19 protein-coding genes are annotated in these 19,892 nt (G+C 70.7%); 10 read left to right on the top strand and 9 right to left on the bottom strand.

Features of this window, described 5'->3' with window-relative positions; translation table 11 throughout:
• Positions 1 to 541 precede the first annotated feature (541 nt).
• The 6 genes from JEQ17_RS19660 to JEQ17_RS19635 all read right to left on the bottom strand — a co-directional run bounded on the left by JEQ17_RS19660 (position 542) and on the right by JEQ17_RS19635 (position 5,469).
• Complete coding sequence (locus JEQ17_RS19660; RefSeq protein WP_200396456.1) at positions 542 to 1,744, bottom strand: serine hydrolase domain-containing protein; 1,203 nt, start codon at positions 1,742 to 1,744, stop codon at positions 542 to 544.
• 96 nt (positions 1,745 to 1,840) lie between these two features.
• The gene (locus tag JEQ17_RS19655; RefSeq protein ID WP_200396455.1) at positions 1,841 to 2,290 is read right to left on the bottom strand and encodes an organic hydroperoxide resistance protein; all 450 of its coding nucleotides are present in this window, start codon (positions 2,288 to 2,290) and stop codon (positions 1,841 to 1,843) included.
• Between the two features lie 102 nt (positions 2,291 to 2,392).
• Entirely contained in the window at positions 2,393 to 2,863 is a 471-nt protein-coding gene (locus JEQ17_RS19650; RefSeq protein WP_200401593.1) for a MarR family winged helix-turn-helix transcriptional regulator, read from the bottom strand.
• 44 nt (positions 2,864 to 2,907) lie between these two features.
• Positions 2,908 to 3,669: an energy-coupling factor ABC transporter ATP-binding protein gene (locus JEQ17_RS19645; RefSeq protein WP_200396454.1), complete on the bottom strand. Its 762-nt coding sequence runs from the start codon at positions 3,667 to 3,669 to the stop codon at positions 2,908 to 2,910.
• Positions 3,657 to 4,418: a cobalt ECF transporter T component CbiQ gene (gene cbiQ, locus JEQ17_RS19640; RefSeq protein ID WP_200396453.1), complete on the bottom strand. Its 762-nt coding sequence runs from the start codon at positions 4,416 to 4,418 to the stop codon at positions 3,657 to 3,659. The genes JEQ17_RS19645 and cbiQ overlap by 13 nt, the downstream gene beginning before the upstream one ends.
• Before the next feature lies 1 nt (position 4,419).
• Positions 4,420 to 5,469: an energy-coupling factor ABC transporter permease gene (locus JEQ17_RS19635; RefSeq protein WP_200396452.1), complete on the bottom strand. Its 1,050-nt coding sequence runs from the start codon at positions 5,467 to 5,469 to the stop codon at positions 4,420 to 4,422.
• 178 nt (positions 5,470 to 5,647) lie between these two features.
• Between JEQ17_RS19635 and JEQ17_RS19630 the strand changes: the two genes are divergently transcribed.
• Entirely contained in the window at positions 5,648 to 5,989 is a 342-nt protein-coding gene (locus tag JEQ17_RS19630) for an SsgA family sporulation/cell division regulator (RefSeq protein WP_200396451.1), read from the top strand.
• A gap of 106 nt (positions 5,990 to 6,095) precedes the next feature.
• On the opposite strand, the gene JEQ17_RS19625 is transcribed toward JEQ17_RS19630, so the two are convergent.
• Both JEQ17_RS19625 and JEQ17_RS19620 read right to left on the bottom strand, forming a co-directional pair.
• The gene (locus JEQ17_RS19625; protein ID WP_200396450.1) at positions 6,096 to 7,793 is read right to left on the bottom strand and encodes a penicillin-binding transpeptidase domain-containing protein; all 1,698 of its coding nucleotides are present in this window, start codon (positions 7,791 to 7,793) and stop codon (positions 6,096 to 6,098) included.
• A gap of 143 nt (positions 7,794 to 7,936) precedes the next feature.
• Entirely contained in the window at positions 7,937 to 9,574 is a 1,638-nt protein-coding gene (locus tag JEQ17_RS19620; protein WP_200396449.1) for a penicillin-binding transpeptidase domain-containing protein, read from the bottom strand.
• A 366-nt stretch (positions 9,575 to 9,940) separates the two neighbouring features.
• Here JEQ17_RS19620 and JEQ17_RS19615 point away from each other — a divergent pair, with 366 nt between their 5' ends.
• Positions 9,941 to 10,414: a DUF6232 family protein gene (locus tag JEQ17_RS19615; RefSeq protein ID WP_200396448.1), complete on the top strand. Its 474-nt coding sequence runs from the start codon at positions 9,941 to 9,943 to the stop codon at positions 10,412 to 10,414.
• The gene (locus tag JEQ17_RS19610) at positions 10,411 to 10,725 is read left to right on the top strand and encodes a hypothetical protein (protein ID WP_200396447.1); all 315 of its coding nucleotides are present in this window, start codon (positions 10,411 to 10,413) and stop codon (positions 10,723 to 10,725) included. The genes JEQ17_RS19615 and JEQ17_RS19610 overlap by 4 nt, the downstream gene beginning before the upstream one ends.
• Before the next feature lie 88 nt (positions 10,726 to 10,813).
• On the opposite strand, the gene JEQ17_RS19605 is transcribed toward JEQ17_RS19610, so the two are convergent.
• The gene (locus JEQ17_RS19605; protein WP_200396446.1) at positions 10,814 to 12,556 is read right to left on the bottom strand and encodes a dolichyl-phosphate-mannose--protein mannosyltransferase; all 1,743 of its coding nucleotides are present in this window, start codon (positions 12,554 to 12,556) and stop codon (positions 10,814 to 10,816) included.
• 62 nt (positions 12,557 to 12,618) lie between these two features.
• Here JEQ17_RS19605 and rsmI point away from each other — a divergent pair, with 62 nt between their 5' ends.
• The 7 genes from rsmI to JEQ17_RS19570 all read left to right on the top strand — a co-directional run bounded on the left by rsmI (position 12,619) and on the right by JEQ17_RS19570 (position 19,878).
• Positions 12,619 to 13,473, top strand: a complete 855-nt coding sequence (gene rsmI / locus JEQ17_RS19600; protein WP_200396445.1) for a 16S rRNA (cytidine(1402)-2'-O)-methyltransferase — start codon at positions 12,619 to 12,621, stop codon at positions 13,471 to 13,473.
• A gap of 216 nt (positions 13,474 to 13,689) precedes the next feature.
• Positions 13,690 to 14,148 (top strand): hypothetical protein, encoded by a 459-nt coding sequence (locus JEQ17_RS19595; protein ID WP_200396444.1) that lies wholly within the window; start codon positions 13,690 to 13,692, stop codon positions 14,146 to 14,148.
• A 136-nt stretch (positions 14,149 to 14,284) separates the two neighbouring features.
• Positions 14,285 to 15,154 (top strand): TatD family hydrolase, encoded by an 870-nt coding sequence (locus tag JEQ17_RS19590; RefSeq protein WP_200396443.1) that lies wholly within the window; start codon positions 14,285 to 14,287, stop codon positions 15,152 to 15,154.
• 141 nt (positions 15,155 to 15,295) lie between these two features.
• A complete protein-coding gene (locus JEQ17_RS19585; RefSeq protein ID WP_200396442.1) occupies positions 15,296 to 16,699 on the top strand; it encodes a resuscitation-promoting factor in 1,404 nt (467 codons plus the stop codon).
• Positions 16,700 to 16,968: 269 nt separating this feature from the next.
• The gene (gene rsmA / locus JEQ17_RS19580) at positions 16,969 to 17,829 is read left to right on the top strand and encodes a 16S rRNA (adenine(1518)-N(6)/adenine(1519)-N(6))-dimethyltransferase RsmA (protein WP_200396441.1); all 861 of its coding nucleotides are present in this window, start codon (positions 16,969 to 16,971) and stop codon (positions 17,827 to 17,829) included.
• Positions 17,826 to 18,719, top strand: a complete 894-nt coding sequence (locus JEQ17_RS19575; RefSeq protein WP_200396440.1) for a 4-(cytidine 5'-diphospho)-2-C-methyl-D-erythritol kinase — start codon at positions 17,826 to 17,828, stop codon at positions 18,717 to 18,719. Before rsmA ends, JEQ17_RS19575 begins: the two co-directional genes overlap by 4 nt.
• A gap of 379 nt (positions 18,720 to 19,098) precedes the next feature.
• Entirely contained in the window at positions 19,099 to 19,878 is a 780-nt protein-coding gene (locus JEQ17_RS19570; RefSeq protein WP_200396439.1) for an MHYT domain-containing protein, read from the top strand.
• Positions 19,879 to 19,892 lie beyond the last annotated feature (14 nt).

The following is a 19,892-nucleotide window of genomic DNA, read 5'->3' as shown; positions in this document are numbered from 1 at the left end:
GGTTCACCGCGGCCCGGTGGGGGCGTGCCGCGCAGTTCCCCGCGCCCCTGACGGGGCGGGGTGGGGGCTGGCGTTCTCGGTTCACCGCAGCCCGGTGGGGGCTGATCGCGCAGTTCCCCGCGCCCCTGAGGGGGGCGGGTGTCTGGCGTTGTGGGTTGGCCGCTGGCCGCTGGCCGCTGGCCGGTGGGGGCTGATCGCGCCGTTCCCCGCGCCCCTGGGTGTGTGGGGGCTGGCGTTGTGGGCTTACCGCGGGTCCGTGGGGGTTGCTCGCGCAGTTCCCCGCGCCCCTGGAGACGGGGCTGCGCCCCGAGTCTTTTAGGGGCGCGGGGAACTGCGCGCCAAGCCCGATACGGCCGGCAGCGGATCCACAACATCAGCCCCCCACTCACCCAGGGGCGCGGGGAACTGCGCGATCAGCCCGATGCGGCCGGTAGCGAATCGACAACGCCGGCCCCCACTCACCCAGGGGCGCGGGGAACTGCGCGAGCAGCCACAGCGCACCCGCACCCAGCCAGCGCAGAACCGCCAAACGCACCCCCGATTACAACGCCGCGCGAAGCGCCCGTACCAGCGCCTGGGCCCGGGGATCCGCCGTCACCGTCTTGCTGAAGCCGTTCGTGACGTAGCCGAAGGCGATGCCCGATTCGGGGTCGGCGAAGCCGAGGGAGCCGCCGCGGCCCGGGTGGCCGAAGGAACCGGCGTCCAGGAAGGGGGAGGCCGAGCCGTGGAGCATGTAGCCGAGGCCGAAGCGGGTGTTGATCACCAGGACCCGGTCCGCCCCCGCGGACTCCTCCGCGCGGGCCGCCGCCAGAGTCCCGTCAGTGAACAGGCGCGGCCCGCTGCCCACTTCACCGATCAGCGAGGCGTAGAAGCGGGCCAGCCCCTCCGCCGTGGCGATCCCGTTCGTCGCGGGCAGCGCCGCCGCCCGGTACGCGGGATCGTTCTGGTCGGGAAACGGAGTGATCGCGGCGAAGGCCCGACGCGTGAGGGAGCCCGGATCGTCATAGGCCTCGGCGACCGACCGCTTCGGACGCGACCGCAGCCCCCCGGCGTTCCCCGGCGCCTCCACGCGGCCGACCACACCCACCCGGCCCGCCTCCGCGGCGGGCAGCCCGACCCACAGATCGGCGCCCACCGGCCCGGCGATCTCCTCGGCGATCCAGTCACCGACGCCACGGCCCGTGACGCGCCGCACCAGCTCACCGATCAGCCAGCCGTACGTCAGCGCGTGATAGCCGTGATCGGTGCCGGGCTCCCACACGAGACCCTGGCGCGCGACCGCCTCGGCACCGCGCAGCGGGTCCAGCGCCTCCTCGGGCGTCAACGGCCGGTCCAGGACGGGCAGTCCGGCCCGGTGCGACAGCACGTGCCGCACCAGCACCCGCTCCTTGCCCGCCGCCTTGAACTCGGGCCAGTACTCGCCCACCGGAGCGTCCAGGTCCAGCAGCCCCCGCTGGTGCAGCAGAAGCAGCGCCGCCGCGGCGACCCCCTTGGTGGCCGAGCGCACGATCTGGGCGGTGCCACGTTCCCAGGGCGCCGAGCCCGCCCCGCCGTCGGCATCCTTCGTACCGTCGGCACCCTTCGTACCGTCGACGTCCTTCGTGCCGGCCCACAGGTCCACGACCCGGCGCCCGTCCCGGTACACGGCGACTGCCGCACCCCGCTCCCCGAGCACCTCGAAGTTCCGTACGAACGCTTCCCCGACCGGCTCGAAGCCCTCGGCCACAGTGCCGTTCACGTCCACGCCCGTGCTCCGTCCAGTCCAGTCCTGTCCAGCCCGCTCCGATAACGGTCTGCTCCGCGAACAGTGGGTGCAACACCCACCCACGGTCCGCGATTCCTAGCCGAGCAGGATCGTGACCTCGATGTTGCCGCGGGTCGCGTTCGAGTACGGGCAGACCTGGTGGGCGGCGTCCACGAGCTTCGACGCGACCTCCTGGTCGAGGATCGGCAGCGAGACGCTCAGGGCGACCGCGAGTCCGTACCCGCGCTGCTTGTTGGGGCCGATCCCGACCTTCGCCGCGACCGTCGAACCGGTCAGGTCGAGGCCCTCGCGGCGGCCGACCAGGACCAGCGCGTTGTGGAAGCAGGAGCTGAAGCCGGCCGCGAACAGCTGTTCAGGATTGGTGCCGTCACCGTCGCCGCCAAGGGCCGGAGGCATCGCGACCTTCAGCTCCAGCTGGCCGTCCTGGCTGGTCACATACCCTTCGCGGCCCCCGTGTGCGGTGGCCTCGGCCACGTACATGATCTTCGTGGGACGGCTGTCGAGCTCAACAGCGGCGTCGGTCATGGATCGCCTCACCCCCAGGCACGCGAGAACGCGGAATCAGAGTGCAGAAACAGAGTGCACAAACACATCGCACACAATGTATCCACCGATTCCGGCCACTTATTACTTGGGGGTAGGAACCGCCGGTAACATCGAGGTCAGCCGCCGGAGATCCTCGCGCAGCCGCGCCACCTCGTCCGCCGTCAGCCGCGTCCCGGCCAGCAGCGCCGACGGCACGCACTCCGCTCGCTCCCGCAGCCCCTCGCCCCGCCCGGTGACCGCGACCAGCACCGACCGCTCGTCCAGCGCGGAACGCTCCCGGCGGACGAGACCGGCCGACTCCAGCCGTTTGAGCAGCGGCGACATGGTCCCGTAGTCGAGCCGCAGGGTCCCGGCCAGCTCCTTGACGGTGAGCTCACCGCGCTCCCAGAGGACGAGCATGACCAGGTACTGCGGATAGGTGAGCCCGAGTGCTTCGAGAAGCGGACGGTACGCGCCGGTCACAGCACGCTGGGCCGCGTACAGCGCGAAGCACAACTGGTCGTCGAGCAGCAGCGAACCGTCCGGCGCGCCCTCGTCCGGCGAATCCGCCACCGGACCCCCGTCGGGCGAACCCGCCGTCGGAACCTCTTCGTTCGTCACGCGCCCATTGTCACGGAGCGCGGGTCGAAGCCGAACGGCAACTCCAGACGGTGCTCCCGCATCAGCTCGTCGTCCGACAGAAGCTCGCCGGTCCTGCCGTCCGCCGCGATCACACCGTCGCTGAGGATCAGGGCACGCGGGCACAGTTCGAGGGCGTACGGCAGATCGTGCGTGACCATGAGCACGGTCACGTCCAACGACCGCAGGATGTCGGCGAGTTCACGCCGCGAGGCGGGGTCGAGGTTGGACGACGGCTCGTCGAGGACCAGGATCTCCGGCTCCATCGCAAGCACGGTCGCGACCGCCACCCGGCGCCGCTGCCCGAAGGAGAGGTGGTGCGGCGGACGGTCGGCGAAGGCCTCCATCCCGACCCGCTCAAGGGCGGTGCGCACCCGCGCCTCCAGCTCGGGACCCTTGAGCCCGGCGGCCGCGGGCCCGAAGGCCACGTCCTCGCGCACGCTCGGCATGAACAGCTGGTCGTCCGGGTCCTGGAAGACGATGCCGACCTTCCGCCGGATCTCCGCCATGTGTTTGCGGCCGACGGGCAGCCCGGCCACCGTCACGCTCCCGGCGCCGCCGGTCAGGATGCCGTTGAGGTGCAGTACGAGGGTCGTCTTGCCGGCGCCGTTCGGCCCGAGCAGCGCCACGCGCTCACCGCGGCCGACGGTGAAGTCGACGCCGAACAGGGCCTGATGGCCGTCGGGGTACGCGAAGGCGAGCCCGGAGACTTCGAGAGAGGGTGCGGTCACAGGGTCCATCCCAACAGACACACGACGAGGGCGGCGGACGGCAGGGCGAGCGCGTACGACCACTGCGCCCGGGACGCGGTCACCTCGTCGATGACCGGCATCGAACCGGCGTACCCCCGGCTGATCATGGCGAGATGCACCCGCTCCCCGCGTTCGTACGAGCGGATGAAGAGCGCGCCCGCGGACTTGGCGAGAACGCCCCAGGACCGGACACCGCGGGCCTCGAAACCGCGCGACTCCCGCGCGATCCTCATCCGCCGCATCTCGTCCGCGATGACGTCCCCGTAACGGATCATGAAGGACGCGATCTGTACGAGGAGCGGCGGGAGCTTCAACCGCTGGAGCCCCAGCAGCAGTTCGCGCAGTTCGGTCGTCGAGGCGAGCAGGACGGACGCGGCGACGCCGAGCGTGCCCTTGGCCAGCACGTTCCAGGCGCCCCACAGCCCGTTCACGCTCAACGACAGGCCGAGTACGTCCACCCGCTCGCCCTGCGCCACGAACGGCATCAGCACCGCGAAGGCCACGAACGGCACCTCGATCAGCAGCCGCTTCAGCAGGAAACCGGCCGGGACGCGGGCCGCGTACGCCACGGTTGCCAGCAGCAGCGCGTACAGCCCGAAGGCCCACATCGCCTCGCGCGGGGTCGACACGACGACCAGCACGAAGGCGAAGACGGCGGCGAGCTTGGTGTGCGGCGGCAGGGCGTGCACGGGCGAATGCCCGTGCCGGTAGAGCCGGTGCGCGTGTCCTGCGCCCATGTCAGACGGATTCCCCGATCTGCGAGGGCGAGGTCTCGGATGTACGACGCTTGCGTACGGCCCAGAAGACGCCGGTGCCCGCGACGACCGTGACACCCACGCCGATCACGCCCGCGAGGCCGCCGGAGATCCGGGAGTTCGTGAGGCCCTCGACGCCGTAGTCGGCGAGCGGGGAGTCGGCGGCGGCGTGGTCCTCGACCTTGGCGTCGATGCCCTTGTCGGCGGCGACCTTCTCCAGGCCGTCGGGGTTCGCGGAGGCGTAGAAGCTGACGAAGCCCGCGAGGACGAGGGAGGCGGCCAGGCCCGCCAGCCACACCGGACGGTGGGACCGCGCGGCGACCGGGACGGGCTCGGCGGCGGGCGTGTCCACCAGCTCCCCGCCGACCCGCAGCTTCAGCGGCGCGGTCAGACCGCGGGCCCCGTACACGAGGTCCGGTCGTACGGCGATGACGGCGCCGACCGTGAGCGCGGTGATCGCGGCCTCACCGATGCCGATCAGGACGTGGACGCCGACCATGGCGGTGAGGACCTGCCCGATCGGGACGTCCGTGGTGCCGCCGATCGCGTAGACCAGAGTGAAGGCCGCGGCGGCGGCCGGCACGGAGAGCACGGCGGCGACGAACGCCGAGACGGTAATGGACCGGCGCTTCTTGGGAAGGAGTTTTACAAGGCCGCGGAAGACGGTGTACGCCACGACCGTCGTGACCACCGCCATGACGGTGATGTTCACACCGAGCGCGGTGAGCCCGCCGTCGGCGAAGAGGATGCCCTGCATGAGGAGCACGACCGAGACACAGAGGACCCCGGTGAAGGGGCCCACGAGTATCGCGGCCAGCGCGCCTCCGAGCAGATGTCCGCTGGTCCCGGCCGCGACCGGGAAGTTGAGCATCTGCACGGCGAAGATGAAGGCGGCGACGAGACCCGCGAGCGGGGCGGTGCGCTCGTCCAGTTCGCGCCGGGCACCGCGCAGGCTCACTGCGACGGCCGCCGCGGCGACCACTCCGGTGGCCACGGACACGGGGGCGTTGATGAAACCGTCGGGGACGTGCATGAGGGCTCCGCTTCCGGGGGCAGGCCGGCTGGCTATAACCGTTCGATGATAGTGGCTTAATGCGAACAGCTTGCAAGAGCGAGGTGACCTCGAATAATCCGGGAGCGCATTTCGGAAAATATGCGACATTGGAGAGGAAGCAGCTCAAACACGGAGCAGCTCACAGAGGGAGCGATCGATGTCCGCCGTCGAGCAGTACGCGCGCGCCCACATCGTGACGGACGCGGCGCAGGATCCGCCCGCCGTTCCGGTGGCCCTTCGATACGACCCAGAAGCCGACCCCCGACGGGTGCACATCATGCTGCCCGGCCATCACGAGTGGGTCTTCGCCCGCGACCTGCTGGAACAGGGCCTACGGGCTCCGGCCGCCGCCGGTGACGTACGCATCTGGCCGTGCGGGCGGGTCCAGGCCGTCATGGAGTTCCACTCGCCGAAGGGAGTGGACGTCGTGCAGTTCGACTCGAAGACGCTGATCCGCTTCCTGCGGCGTACGTATACGGCCACCCCCGTCAGCAGCTGACAGGGGTTGCCGTTGGGGGTGCGGATTCGGCTGCGGGTTCGTTGTGGCTGGTCGCGCAGTTCCCCGCGCCCCCATGGGGCGGGGGCCGCGGCCCCCGCCCCATGCTCTAGCTGCCTGCCTTCAGTAGTGCCGCCACGATCGGGCCCGCTGTTTCGCCGCCGTGGCCGCCCTGCTGGACCACGCCCGCGGCCGCCAGGTCGCCCTTCCAGGCGGTGAACCAGCCGTTGGGCTTCTTCTGGCCGTCGACCTCCGCGGAGCCGGTCTTGGCGCCGAAGTCCGGGCCGAGACCGGCCATGGCCTCGGCCGCCGTGCCGGCCGCCGCCGTGTACTGGAGTAGCTCCTTGAGCTGGGCCTGCGTGCCTGCCGACAGCGACCGGGACGCCTTCGCGAGCGTGCGCTTGTCGACCGTCGGGGCCACCAGGTAGGGCTGGTGGAAGGTGCCCGTCTTGGCGGTGGCGACGACCGACGCCATGTTCAGCGGGTTCATCCGGACCCCGCCCTGGCCGAGCAGCGAGGCCGCCATCTGGGCCTGCGACTGGACCGGCACCGAGCCGTCGAAGCTCGGCACGCCGATCGCCCAGTTGTCCATGCCGAGCCCGAACACCTGCTGGGCCTGCTTGGTCAGGTCGTCGTCGCTCAGCTTCTTGGCCTGGCTGATGAAGGCCGTGTTGCAGGACCGCGCGAAGCTCGCCTTGAACGTGCCGCCCTTGATCTCGAACTTGTCGTCGTTCTGGAACTTCCAGCCGCCGTACGTCGAGTACTTGGGGCAGGGGTGCTGCTTGTTCGCCGAGGCGAGCCCCTTGTCGATGAGCAGCGACGCCGTGATGATCTTCATCGTCGAGCCCGGGGCCAGCGAGCCCTGGAAGGCGGTGTTGAAGCCGTGTCCGGCGTTCGCGACGGCCAGGATCTCACCGGTGGACGGCCGGATGACGACGGCCGAGGACTTGGCCTTCTTGGCCACCTGCTGCTCGGCGCTCGCCTGGAGGCCCGGGCTGAGCGTCGTACGGACCGTGCCCGGGGTGCCCTTGCTCAGCTCCAGGAGCGGCTTGTCGGGGTTCTCGTCGGAAGCGGTCTTGGCGGAGCCCTCGGCGTCCTTCGACTTGGCCTCGGCGCGGATCACCCGCAGCTCGATGCCCGCCTTGCCGCCCGCCGTCTTGCCGAACTTCTCCCGCAGACCGTCGAGGACCGTGCCCAGCGAGGGGTACTTCGCGGTGGTCAGCTCGCCGCCGTCCCGGTCGAGCGCCTTCACCGGCGGCGTCCCGGCCTCACCGGTGACCAGCTTGTCGCCGTCCTTCAGGTCCGGGTGCACGACCGCCGAGTGCCAGTCGACCAGCGGTTTCCCGTCCTTGGCGCGACGGACGACGGTGAGCTCGGACTCGTACGCGAGAGGCTTGGTCAGGCCGCCCTTGTAGGCGACCGTGCCCTTGACGGAGAACGGGACGGCGTCGCCGGAGCGCTTCTTGGCGGTGAGCGTCACATCCTTGATGTACGCCTCCTTGCCGTAGCCGGTGAGCAGGGTGCGGGCCGCCGCCGTGTCGTTCGTGGCGGCCGCGGCGGTCGTGACATCGCCGCTCTGCCAGGCCGTGAGGAACGCCGTGGCCGTCGACCTCACCTCGGTCGCCGACAGCGGGCCCTTCTTCACGGGCTTCGCGTCGGAGGCCGAGTTCGAGTCGTCGGCCGCGGCCCCGCCCCCGTACAGGGCGTAGACACCGAACCCCGCGCCGCCCACGACAACGGCGATCATCCCGCCGATGACGGCGGGTTTCGTCCTGCCACGCTCAGGCGCGCGCCTTCTGTTCCCCACGGCTTCCGTTCCTTCGCTGCTTCCCCGGTTACCTCACGGTCCCCTACAAGAACGAGAGTCACCACCCTAGAGTCCCGCCCTGTGAGGGTGAGTTCGAACACCTGTGAAGCGGTGCCCCCCTCTGAAGCGGTGCCCCCTCGTGCTCAGCCCCCCGCCCGCAGGACCTGGGCCACGATCGGGCCTGCCGCGTCGCCGCCGTGGCCGCCCTCCTCCGTCATGGCGGCGGCCGCGACGTCGTTGCGGAAGCCGGTGAACCAGCTGTCGGAGGTCTTCTGGCCGTCGACCTCGGAGGAGCCGGTCTTGGCGCCGATGTCCCCGCCGAGCCCGCGCATGGCCTCCTGGGCGGTGCCGCCGGTCGCGGTGAGCCGCATCATCTGCTTCAGCTGGGCGGCGGTGTCGCTCGACAGGCCGCGTGCGGTGGCCAGTTGGCGGTTGTCGAGCTTCGGCGACACGAGATAGGGCTGCCGGAACGTGCCGGTGATCGCGGTCGCCGTGACCGACGCCATGTTCAGCGGGTTCATCTGGACCTCGCCCTGGCCGATCGCGTTGGCCGCGCGGTTCGGGCCGCTTGACGCGGGGACGCTGCCGTCGAAGGAGACGATGCCCGTCTTCCAGTCCTTGCCCAGACCGAACCGCTCCTGGGCCTCGGTCGTCAGCGACTCGTCCGTGAGCGGGTTCGCCTCCGTGCCGTCGATGAGCTTCACGAAGGCCGTGTTGCACGAGCGCATGAAGCTGTTGGCGAGCGAGGCACCCTCGTTGGGCTCCATGCCCTTGAGGTTCTTGAACGTCTGGCTCTGCCAGGTCGCGGTCGGCGGACAGGGCGCCGGGCCGTTCATCGAGGCCACGCCGTTGTCGATGAGGGTCGCCGCGGTGATGATCTTCATCGTGGAGCCGGGTGCGAGCTCGCCCTGGAACGCCGCGTTGAACGCGTCCCCGCGGTGGTTCGCGACCGCCAGCACCTGCCCGGTGCTCGGCTGCACGGCGACCACCGACGACTCCGCGAAGCGCGTGACCGCCTTCTCCGCCGCCGCCTGCACGTTCGCGCTGAGCGTCGTGCGCAGCTTGCCCGCCTCGCCCTTGGCGAGGGTCACCAGCGAGGTGTCTCCCGCGCTCTCGCTCTCGTGCCGGATCGCGAGTTCGACACCGGGCGTGCCGCCCGCCTTGTCGCCGTACCTGTCGCGCAGCGTGTCCAGGACGGGGCCGAGAGACGGGTACTTCTCCTTGGTCAGGACAACACCGCCCCGGTCCACGGCCTCGATGGGCGGGCTCGCGGCCTCGCCCGTGACCAGAGTGTCGCCGGTCTTCAGCTGCGGGTGCACGACGGACGGCCGCCAGTCGACCAGCGCCTTGCCCGTGGTCTTCCCGCGCACGACGGTCAGTTCGCTCTTGTACGCGAGGGGCTTGCTCTTCCCCTCGTACGACACCGTGGCCGACACCGAGTAGGGAACGGTCGTGCCCGCCGGCGTACCGGGCGTGATCTTCACCTTGGTGATGTGCGCCTGGCCGCCGTAGGCGACCAGCAGGGGCCCGGCCGCCTGCGAGTTGTTCGTCTCCGCCGCGGCCGCGGCGGCCTCGCCCTTCTCCCAGGCCGCGAAGAACTTCCTGCTGGTCTCCTCGACCTCGTCCCCCGACGGCGGCCCGGTCTTCTTCTCCGCCTTGGTCCCGGCCGAGCCGCTGTCGCCGCTGACCGCGCTGACTATGTTGTACGCGCCGTACCCGGCGCCCCCCACCATCACAGCGAACACCCCGCCCACAATGGCGGCCTTGGCCCCGTTGCGCATCGCGCGTTCCCTCCCCGTACCCCGTGAACCTTTCTGAACGCGTTCAGAAAGGTGTCCATGCTGGCACTGTATGCGGGAGGAGTGGCGGCTGGGGCGGCAGTCTCCAGAAGTTGTCCGAACAGAGACGAGGACTCCGGTGCGGTTCACATATGTGACCCTTCGGGTCTGCTCGCGCACCTCATCGGAACGATCGACGCCGACGGGAAACCAGTCAGAAAGAGATCGACTTCGCTCACCGCGTTCTCAATATCGGATCACCATTCTTTTTGCGGTTCGCCGATTCCCTCCGTGTGTTTGAGTGTCGTGCTTCGCACCGAAAAACGAGGGGGACGAGTGGGGTATTCGCGAGGGATTACAGAAGTCCAAGTGAGCAGAGGCGCCCTGTGGGTTGCTTCGGACACCTATCCGCTGCGCAACATCGCCAGGACGTCGATGCGGGAAATCGTGCCCGACTACGCCAAGGCCAAGGCCGAGTTCGTGAAAAAGCTGGTGCTCCAGCTGTTCCTGGTGTTCGCCGGGCTCGGACTGATGTCGGCGTCCACCTTCATCGGGTTCCTGCTGCTGATCGTCGGTGCCGGGCTGATCGCCCGCGGCTATCAGCGGCTCCAGAAGGTACTGAACGCCCCGACGCTGTATGTACTGCAGATCACGACGTCGGGGTCCCCGCAGACGGCACTGACAAGTGACGACAAGGGACTGATGGACAAGATTTTCCACCAGCTCATGGAAGCGATGGAAAACCCGGAAATCCAGTTCCGCTACGAAATGCCGACCTACAACATCAACGGCGACAGCATCTACCAGTTCGGCGACCACAACACGGGACAGGTGATCGGGTGACCGGCGACAGCGTCATGCAGTTCGGCAACTTCAACATCGGAATGGTCAAGAGCCAGGGGCCGGTGGACCAGCGAGCGGCCCACGAGCAGATGATCGACGCGGTACTGGCCATCCGGGCGCACGTCCCCGAGCCGGACCGAGCGGTGATCGACGACTCCCTGAGCATCCTCGACACCGACGGCCCCGTGGACCGCGGACGCTTCCGCCAGGCCCTCGGCGCCATCGGCGGAATCGCGGCCCTGCTGGGGGCGACGGGTGCACCGGTGATCGAATCGATCGGCAATGTGATGGAGGCGTTCGGCCTGAGCTAGCCGCAGGCTTCCGGACCCGGATCGACACAGTGCTCCTGCCCCGCCGTCGCGGGTCAGGAGCACTGTCGTGCCGGCTTGCTCCGGGCCCTCAGACCCAGGTGTCCAGCCACATCCGTGACCGCCAGCTGTCGATCGGGATGGCCTCTCCGGTGTAGATCGGCCAGAAGTAGATGAAGTTCCAGGCGATGAGGAGGACCAGGACTCCCGCTGTGGCGGCGCCGATGACGCGGCGGCGTTCGGTGGAGCCGGGTGGGCCGAGGATGGCGCCGATCATCATTGCCACCGCCAGACACAGGAAGGGGAGGAAGACGACGGCGTAGAAGAAGAAGATCGTGCGTTCCTGGTAGAGGAACCAGGGGAGATAGCCGGCCACGACCCCGCAGGCGATCGCGCCCGCGCGCCAGTCGCGGCGGAAGAGCCAGCGCCACAGGACGTAGAGGACCGCGAAGGCGGCCGCCCACCAGAGCATGGGCGTGCCGAGGGCGAGGACCTCGCGGGCGCACTTCTCGCCCGCGTCCGTCGGGCAGCCGTCCTTGCCGGGCAGCGGCGACTCGTAGAAGTACGAGACCGGGCGCCCGGTGACGATCCAGCTCCACGGGTTCGACTGGTAGGTGTGCGGCGAGTGCAGGCCGACGTGGAAGTCGTACACCTGCGTCTCGTAGTGCCACAGGCTGCGCCACCAGTCGGGGAACAGCCAGGACCAGTCGCTGGTGCGGCCGTCGGCCGAGGCCCAGTCGCGGTAGTAGCCGCCCTTGCCGTCCGTGCCGGACAGGAACCAGCCGGTCCACGACACGATGTACGTGGCGATCGCCACCGGGACCGTGGACAGGAACGCCCAGCCCACATCGTGCTTGAGGACCGCCAGATGGGGGCGGCGGGCGCCCGCGACCCGACGGGAGCCGACGTCCCACAGGACCGTCAGCAGACCGAACGCGACGAGGAAGTAGAGGCCGTTCCACTTCGTGCCGATGGCGAGGCCGAGCAGCAGACCGGCCGCCAGGCGCCAGGGGCGGCGGCCCAGGAGCGTCTCCTCGGCGACGCGCGCGTCCGGGCGTACGAGGCCGTCGGCGTCCGGTGGGAGCGCGGCGGCGAGGCGTTCACGGACCTTGTCGCGGTCGATGAGCAGGCAGCCGAAGGCCGCGAGGACGAAGAACATCAGCACCTGGTCGAGCAGCGCGGTGCGGCTCATCACGAAGTGCAGGCCGTCGACGGCCATCAGGGCGCCCGCCAGACAGCCCAGGAACGTCGAGCGGAAGACGCGGCGGCCGATCCGGCACAGCATCAGCACGGACAGCGTGCCGAGCAGCGCCGTCATGAACCGCCAGCCGAACGGCGTGAACCCGAACATCCACTCGCCGAGCCCGATGACGTACTTCCCGACGGGCGGATGGACCACATAGGCGGCCTCCGTCGGGATCTTGACGTTCCCGCCGTTCTGCAGGATCAGCTCGTTGGCGTTCTTCGCCCAGTTGACCTCGTACCCGCGGTGGATGAGCGCCCAGGCGTCCTTGGCGTAGTACGTCTCGTCGAATATCACCGCCTTCGGGCTGCCCAGGTTCCAGAACCGCATCACGCCCGCGATCAGCGTGACGAGCAGCGGGCCGCCCCACGCCGACCAGCGGACGAGGCGTTCCGTGGCCTCCCTGCGGAGCCCGATCGCGGCCCACAGCCGGGGGCTGGGCTCGGTGTACGCGGGCACCAGGCGTTCGCGGACATCGCTTCTGGGCGGGGCCGTGTAGCCGAACCGGCGCAGCCGTAGTTGCCACGACGGCCGCTGGTCTTCGACGCCCTGTCCCTGCCGGGTGTCCGTGGAGGACGCGGTACTGGTCACCGCGCCATCGTAGGGAACAGGTCTGTGTGAGTCCCGTGGGCCGCCCCTGCGAGGATGGAACCGTGACAGGAACCCTTGTACTCGCAGGCACGCCCATCGGGGACATCGCGGACGCACCGCCCCGGCTGACGGCCGAGTTGGCGGGGGCCGATGTCATCGCCGCCGAGGACACCCGGCGGCTGCGGCGGCTGACGCAGGCGCTGGACGTACAGCCGTCCGGGCGGGTCGTCTCGTACTTCGAGGGGAACGAGACCGCGCGTACGCCCGAGCTGGTCGAGGCGCTGATGGGCGGGGCGCGCGTGCTGCTCGTCACGGACGCCGGGATGCCGTCCGTGTCCGACCCCGGGTACCGGCTGGTCGCCGCCGCGGTGGAGAAGGACATCAAGGTCACGGCCGTCCCCGGACCCTCCGCGGTGCTCACCGCGCTCGCGCTGTCCGGGCTGCCCGTCGACCGCTTCTGCTTCGAGGGATTCCTGCCGAGGAAGGCCGGCGAGCGGCTGTCGCGGCTGCGGGAGAACGAGGTCGAGCGGCGCACGCTCGTCTACTTCGAGGCGCCGCACCGCCTCGACGACACACTCGCCGCGATGGCCGAGGTGTTCGGCGCGGAGCGCCGGGCCGCCGTCTGCCGCGAACTGACCAAGACGTACGAGGAGGTCAAGCGCGGGCCGCTGGGCGAACTCGCCTCCTGGGCCGCCGAAGGGGTGCGCGGCGAGATCACCGTCGTCGTGGAGGGCGCCCCGGAGATCACCGAGTCGCTCGACCCCGAGGAACTGGTGCGCAGGGTGCGGGTGCGGGAGGAGGCGGGGGAGCGGCGCAAGGAGGCGATCGCCGCCGTCGCCGCGGACGCGGGGCTGCCCAAGCGCGAGGTCTTCGACGCGGTCGTCGCCTCGAAGAACGCGGCGCACCCGAATCCCTGAGCACCCGAATCCCTGTTTGGGCGGCCGCGCCCGACCCCATGAGCGGGCAAAGGACGATCGCGAAAAGCAAAGCTCGGACCGTGTTCTGAGGGCGCTCCGACAAGGAAAGGCCAAGACGGCTCCAACACTCGACAGGTCTGGTGCGCATCGGCCTGCGGAAGCGTCCACTGGTTGAAGGACGCACCCGTCCTCGTCCAGCGGACAAGAGGAGCTGGCATGAGTGAGATCGCAGGTCAGACCGGGCAGATCACTGGAGATCCTGGCCACCGCACCACGGCGACCGACATAGTCCACGAGTCGTACTCCTTCGCCTGCATGCGCTGCGGGCACGGCTGGGAGCAGTCGTACGAGATCGAGCACCACCTCGACGCCGAGGGCACCGAATTCGTCATGTACGTGGCCGACGGCCGGGTCGTGCCGTCGCCGCTGAGCCGGCCCAGCTGTCAGAACTGCGACGGCCATGTCGTCCGCATCATGCGCGCGGGACAGGTCTCCTCGGCACAGAACTCGCTGCGCCGGCCGACGCCCGTACGGCAGCGGAAGGCCCCGGACGCCGAGACGGCGGGGACGGCGGCACAGGCGCCTGGGAGCACGGAGTCGGCGGCGGCCGAGGAGCGTCACCACTGGCACCTCTCCGATCTGCTGCACCCGTTCCACCACCGCAAGGCGAGCTGATCCTCCGCTCCGCCCACTGATGCCGGGCTCCGCGTGCAGCGGCGCCTCCCCCCGCCTCCCGCGACGTGGGGCCCGGCATCCCTCTTCCCAAGACCTCCCGCCCCCTTCGCAGGATCGGGCTTCGTAGGATCGGGGCATGCCTTCCAACGCCGAAGCCCCGCCCCCGCCGGCCCCGCTCCGGGTGCCGGTCGCCGACTCGCACACCCACCTCGACATGCAGTCCGGCACGGTCGAGGAGGCCCTCGCCAAGGCCGCGTCGGTCGGTGTGACCACGGTCGTCCAGGTGGGCTGCGACCTGAAGGGCTCGCGCTGGGCCGCCCGGACCGCCCTTGACCACGAGGCCGTCCACGCGACCGTCGCGCTGCACCCGAACGAGGCCCCCCGGATCGTGCACGGAGACCCCGACGGCTGGTCCCGGCAAGGTGCGCGGCAGCCCGGCGGCGAAGGCGCGCTGGACGAGGCGCTCGCCGAGATCGACCGGCTCGCCGCCCTGCCCCAGGTCAAGGGCGTCGGCGAGACCGGCCTCGACTACTTCCGCACGGGCCCCGAGGGCAAGGCCGCCCAGGAGAGGTCCTTCCGCGCCCACATCGAGATCGCCAAGCGGCACGGCAAGGCGCTGGTCATCCACGACCGCGACGCCCACGCCGACGTACTGCGGGTCCTGAAGGAGGAGGGCGCCCCCGAGCGGACCGTCTTCCACTGCTACTCGGGCGACGCCGCCATGGCGGAGATCTGCGCCCGCGCCGGCTACTACATGTCGTTCGCCGGGAACATGACCTTCAAGAACGCCCAGCCGCTGCGCGACGCCCTCGCCGTCGCCCCGCTCGAACTGGTCCTCGTCGAGACGGACGCGCCTTTCCTGACCCCCGCGCCGTACCGCGGACGGCCCAACGCCCCGTATCTCATTCCGGTCACGGTCCGCGCCATGGCCGCCGTGCGGGGTCTCGACGAGGACGCGCTGGCGACGGCGATCTCGGCGAACACTGCCCGCGCGTTCGATTTCTGAGCCGTAACGACCGGCCCGCTCGCGGGGGTCCGACCGGGGGACGTCCCGCGACACAGCGTAGTCGTGCTGCTTTGGAGAGTGACGAGTGCTCCGCTAGGTTCCTCTGGCCCGATCCGGATCGGATCCCTGGAGCGTGTCGTAGTGAGCAATTCGCAGTACGAGACGTATGGCCCGACGTACGAGATCCCTGAGCCGTACGGTCCCGGACACCCGGACATGGACGCGGTCCCGGACATGGACCCGGACACGTACCGGCCCGCGTACGAGGACGTGGGCGGAGGCGTGAGCGGGAGTGGTGACCGGAGCGGGGGCGGCGGCGAGTACGCCCCCGACGGGTGGCGCGGGCCGGAGGCTCCGACGCTTCCCCGGCAGGTTCCGCCCACGCTGGAGATGCCGCTGCCCGGTGGCCGAGCCGAGGCCAGGCGGGCCGCCCGGCGGCGCCGGAGCGCCGAGCGGCCCGACATGCGCCGACTGCTGCCGCAGGCGCTGGTCGTGGCGTTCCTCGCGGGCGGCACCACCGCGTTCGTCGCCGACGACAAGGCGATCGAGCTGAACGTCGACGGGAAGCCGCGCACGCTGCACACCTTCGCCGACGACGTGACCGAACTCCTCGCCGACGAGGGTGTCGAGATCGGCGCCCACGACATCGTGGCGCCCGGCCCCGGTGCCGCGCTGACCAGCGGGGACGAGGTGGCCGTACGGTACGGGCGGCCCCTGCGCCTCACCCTCGACGGACAGCGGAGCAGGGTGTGGACCACGGCCCACACCGTGGACGGCGCGTTGCGGGAGCTCGGGGTGCGTGCGGAGGGCGCGTACGTGTCCGTTCCGCGCTCCCGGCGGATCGGGCGGGAGGGGATCGCGCTCGACGTCCGTACCGAGCGGACCGTGACGGTCATGGCGGACGGACGGGCGCGGACGGTCCGGACGAACGCGGCGACCGTCCGCGAGGTCGTGGCGGACGCCGGGATCACGCTGCGCGGCGAGGACACCACGTCCGTGCCGCCCGGGAGCTTTCCGCGGGACGGTCAGACCGTGACGGTCATGCGGATCACCGCCACGCAGGAGGTCCGCGAGGAGCCGATCCCCTTCGAGGTGCGGCGCACGGAGGATCCCGGGCTGTTCCGGGGGACCGAGGTCGTCGAGCGGGCCGGGCGGCCGGGGCTGCGGCGCGTCACGTACGCCCTTCGTACGGTCAACGGGGTGAAGCAGCGGCCTCGGCGGCTGGGGGTCGAGGTGGTGGACCAGCCGCGGGAGCAGGTGGTGAAGGTGGGGACGAGGCCGCTTCCCACGTCCGTGCAGGGGGCGGACGGGCTGAACTGGCAGGGGTTGGCGCACTGTGAGTCGGGTGGGCGGCCCGGTGCGGTCGACTCCTCCGGGACGTACGGGGGGCTCTACCAGTTCGACACCCAGACCTGGCGCAGCCTCGGCGGCTCCGGGCGCCCCCAGGACGCCCCAGCCGCGGAACAGACCTTCCGCGCGAAGAAGCTGTACGTCCGGCGGGGGGCGAGCCCTTGGCCGCATTGCGGGGGACGGCTGCAGGGCTGAGGCCCTTTCTTCGCCCCCGCCGCCCCTACCCATTCCCGTCCCTGACTCAGGGGCTACGCCCCCGAACCCCCAAAGACCAAAAGACTGCGCAGTTCCCCGCGCCCCTAGGTACCTAGGGGCGCGGGGAACTGCGCGACAAGCCCCCACCCACCCGCACCCGACAACACACCCCACGGGGTCTGGGGCGGAGCCCCAGAAAGGGACGGGAATGGGTAGGGGCGGCGGGGGCGAGAAATGGCCCCGCCCCATCCCACCCGTACCCTTGGGGCGTGAGCAGCCCCACCTCCGACGCCCTCCTGGGTCCCGCCGACGTCCGCGAACTCGCGGAAGCCCTCGGCGTACGACCCACCAAGCAGCGCGGCCAGAACTTCGTCATCGACGCCAACACCGTGCGCCGCATCGTGAGGACCGCCGACGTCCGCCCCGAGGACGTGGTCGTCGAGGTCGGCCCAGGACTCGGCTCCCTGACCCTCGCCCTGCTGGAGGCCGCCGACCGCGTGATCGCCGTCGAGATCGACGACGTCCTCGCGAGCGCACTCCCCGCGACGATCACCGCCCGCATGCCGGACCGCGCGGACCGCTTCGCACTCGTCCACTCCGACGCCATGCAGGTGACCGAACTCCCCGGCCCCGCCCCCACAGCCCTCGTCGCGAACCTCCCCTACAACGTCGCCGTCCCGGTACTCCTGCACATGCTCGACACCTTCCCCACCATCGAGCGCACGCTCGTGATGGTGCAGGCGGAGGTCGCCGACCGCCTCGCCGCCCCGCCCGGCTCGAAGGTCTACGGCGTGCCGTCCGTGAAGGCGAACTGGTACGCCGACGTCAGGCGGGCCGGTTCCATCGGCCGCAACGTCTTCTGGCCCGCCCCCAACGTCGACAGCGGGCTCGTCTCGCTCGTGCGGCGCGAGGAGCCGGTGAGGACGACCGCGTCCAAGCGCGAGGTCTTCGCCGTCGTGGACGCGGCCTTCGCCCAGCGCCGCAAGACCCTGCGGGCCGCGCTCGCCGGCTGGGCGGGTTCGGCCCCCGCGGCCGAGGCCGCCCTCGTCGCGGCGGGCGTCTCGCCCCAGGCACGCGGTGAGTCCCTGACGGTGGAAGAGTTCGCACGGATCGCGGAGAGCAAGCAGTGAGCGTGACGGTACGGGTCCCCGCCAAGGTCAATGTGCAGCTCGCGGTGGGCGGTGCCCGCCCCGACGGGTTCCACGACCTGGCCAACGTCTTCCTCGCGGTCGGCCTCTACGACGAGGTCACCGTGACCCCGGCGGACACCCTCCGGGTGACCTGCGAAGGGCCCGACGCCGCCCAAGTCCCCCTGGACCGTACGAACCTGGCGGCCCGCGCGGTGGAGAAGCTCGCCGCGAGGACCGGGCGCGAGGCCCATGTGCACATCCACATCGACAAGGACATTCCCGTCGCCGGGGGCATGGCGGGCGGCTCCGCCGACGGCGCGGGCGCGCTGCTCGCGTGCGACGCCCTCTGGGGTACGGGGGCCACGCGCGAGGAACTCCTCGACATCTGCGCCGAGTTGGGCAGCGACGTGCCGTTCAGCCTGGTCGGCGGTGCGGCGCTCGGGACCGGGCGGGGGGAGAAGCTGCGGGTTCTGGAGGTCGGGGGGACCTTCCACTGGGTGTTCGCCGTCGCCGACGGCGGGTTGTCGACGCCGGCCGTGTACGGGGAGTTCGACCGCCTCAACGAAGGGGTGGAGGTGCCCGAGCCGGTTGCCTCCGGCGGGCTGCTGGAGGCGTTGGCCAAGGGGGACGCCACGGCGCTGGCCGCCGTCCTCTCCAATGACCTGCAGGCCGCCGCGTTGTCCCTCCGGCCCTCGCTGGCCCGGACGCTGGCGGCGGGCACGGACGCGGGGGCGCTGGCCGCGCTGGTGTCGGGCTCCGGGCCGACGACCGCGTTTCTCGTGCGGGATGCCGAGGCGGCGGTGAAGGTTGCGGATGCGCTTGTTGTTTCCGGGACCTGTCGCGCCGCGCGCGTTGCCGCGGGGCCCGTGCCGGGGGCTGTTGTGCTCTGAGGTCGTGCGTCGGCTGCGGGTGCGTGGGGGCTTGTCGCGCAGTTCCCCGCGCCCCTGGGTGGCTGAGGTTCAACCTGGCTTGAAAGGTGCCCTCGGAAACCGCTTACACAAAAGGAGTTACCGGTTCCAGGCGGGCCTGTGTGGGCCGTGTGGAGGTAGTCGGCGGATTCCGCCCGGCCCGGTCGCTTGCATATAAATGCAGGTCAAGTGTTATGCAGGTCACCGTAGTTCAATTCACGTCTATCTCCCGGCTGGGCCCCTTTCGTCCGGGTCCGCCGCTCATCTCGGGCTGGCATTATCGGCCGCCTCCGGTGTCTTGTTACCGGCGGTACTTCCGTGCGTACGGTCAGGCCGTGCGGCGGGCGAGAGGGGTTTCCCCATGGGTCACATGGACCACTTCAGCGCCGGATGGGTCACTCCCGTCCTGTCCTATGCGATGGCCTGCGTCGGCGCGGCACTCGGACTGCGGTGCACGGTCAGGGCACTTGAGGCGGACGGTTCCTCCAAGCGGAACTGGCTGCTGCTGGCCTCGGCCGCCATCGGCTCCGGAATCTGGACCATGCACTTCGTCGCGATGCTCGGCTTCGGTGTCGACGGCACGCCGATCCGCTTCGACGTCCCGCTGACCGTGCTCAGCCTGGTCGTCGCCGTACTGGTCGTCGGCGCGGGCGTGTTCACCGCCGGCTACGGCCGGTCCCGGGTACGCGCCGTGCTGCTCGGCGGGCTCGGCACCGGTCTCGGCGTCGCGGCCATGCACTACATCGGCATGGCGGCCCTCAACCTGCACGGTTCGGTCCGCTACGACCCGGCCCTGGTCATCGCCTCCGTCGCGATCGCAGTCGTCGCCGCGACCGCCGCGCTCACGCTCAGCCTCGTCGTACGCGGGCCCGTCGTCGCCACCGCGTCCGCCCTCGTGATGGGCCTCGCGGTCAGCAGCATGCACTACACCGCGATGTACGCCGTGAGCATCTCCCTCACGCCGAGCAGCGCGGCCCTGGCGGGTGCCACCGCCACGGAGTTCATCTTCCCCCTCGCCGTCGTCCTCGGCTCATTCCTCTTCCTGGCCGCCGCGTATGTGGCGCTCTCCCCGACCGGCAAGCGCGCCGAGTCCGCCGTGGCCGCCGAACTCCTGCGCCAGGTCGAGCTCTCCACCGCCTGAGCCGGCCGCCGTAC

Origin of the sequence: Streptomyces liliifuscus (assembly GCF_016598615.1) — a bacterium.
GTDB lineage: Bacteria > Actinomycetota > Actinomycetes > Streptomycetales > Streptomycetaceae > Streptomyces > Streptomyces liliifuscus.
This window is presented reverse-complemented; position numbering and strand designations above follow the sequence as displayed.

Coding starts and splice junctions, on each gene's coding strand:
- JEQ17_RS19595 (WP_200396444.1), top strand. CDS start 13,690: ATGAGTGAGATCGCAGGTCAGACCGGGCAGATCACTGGAGATCCTGGC.
- JEQ17_RS19590 (WP_200396443.1), top strand. CDS start 14,285: ATGCCTTCCAACGCCGAAGCCCCGCCCCCGCCGGCCCCGCTCCGGGTG.
- JEQ17_RS19570 (WP_200396439.1), top strand. CDS start 19,099: ATGGGTCACATGGACCACTTCAGCGCCGGATGGGTCACTCCCGTCCTG.
- JEQ17_RS19620 (WP_200396449.1), bottom strand. CDS start 9,574: ATGCGCAACGGGGCCAAGGCCGCCATTGTGGGCGGGGTGTTCGCTGTG.
- JEQ17_RS19645 (WP_200396454.1), bottom strand. CDS start 3,669: ATGGACCCTGTGACCGCACCCTCTCTCGAAGTCTCCGGGCTCGCCTTC.
- JEQ17_RS19655 (WP_200396455.1), bottom strand. CDS start 2,290: ATGACCGACGCCGCTGTTGAGCTCGACAGCCGTCCCACGAAGATCATG.
- JEQ17_RS19630 (WP_200396451.1), top strand. CDS start 5,648: ATGTCCGCCGTCGAGCAGTACGCGCGCGCCCACATCGTGACGGACGCG.
- JEQ17_RS19635 (WP_200396452.1), bottom strand. CDS start 5,469: ATGCACGTCCCCGACGGTTTCATCAACGCCCCCGTGTCCGTGGCCACC.
- cbiQ (WP_200396453.1), bottom strand. CDS start 4,418: ATGGGCGCAGGACACGCGCACCGGCTCTACCGGCACGGGCATTCGCCC.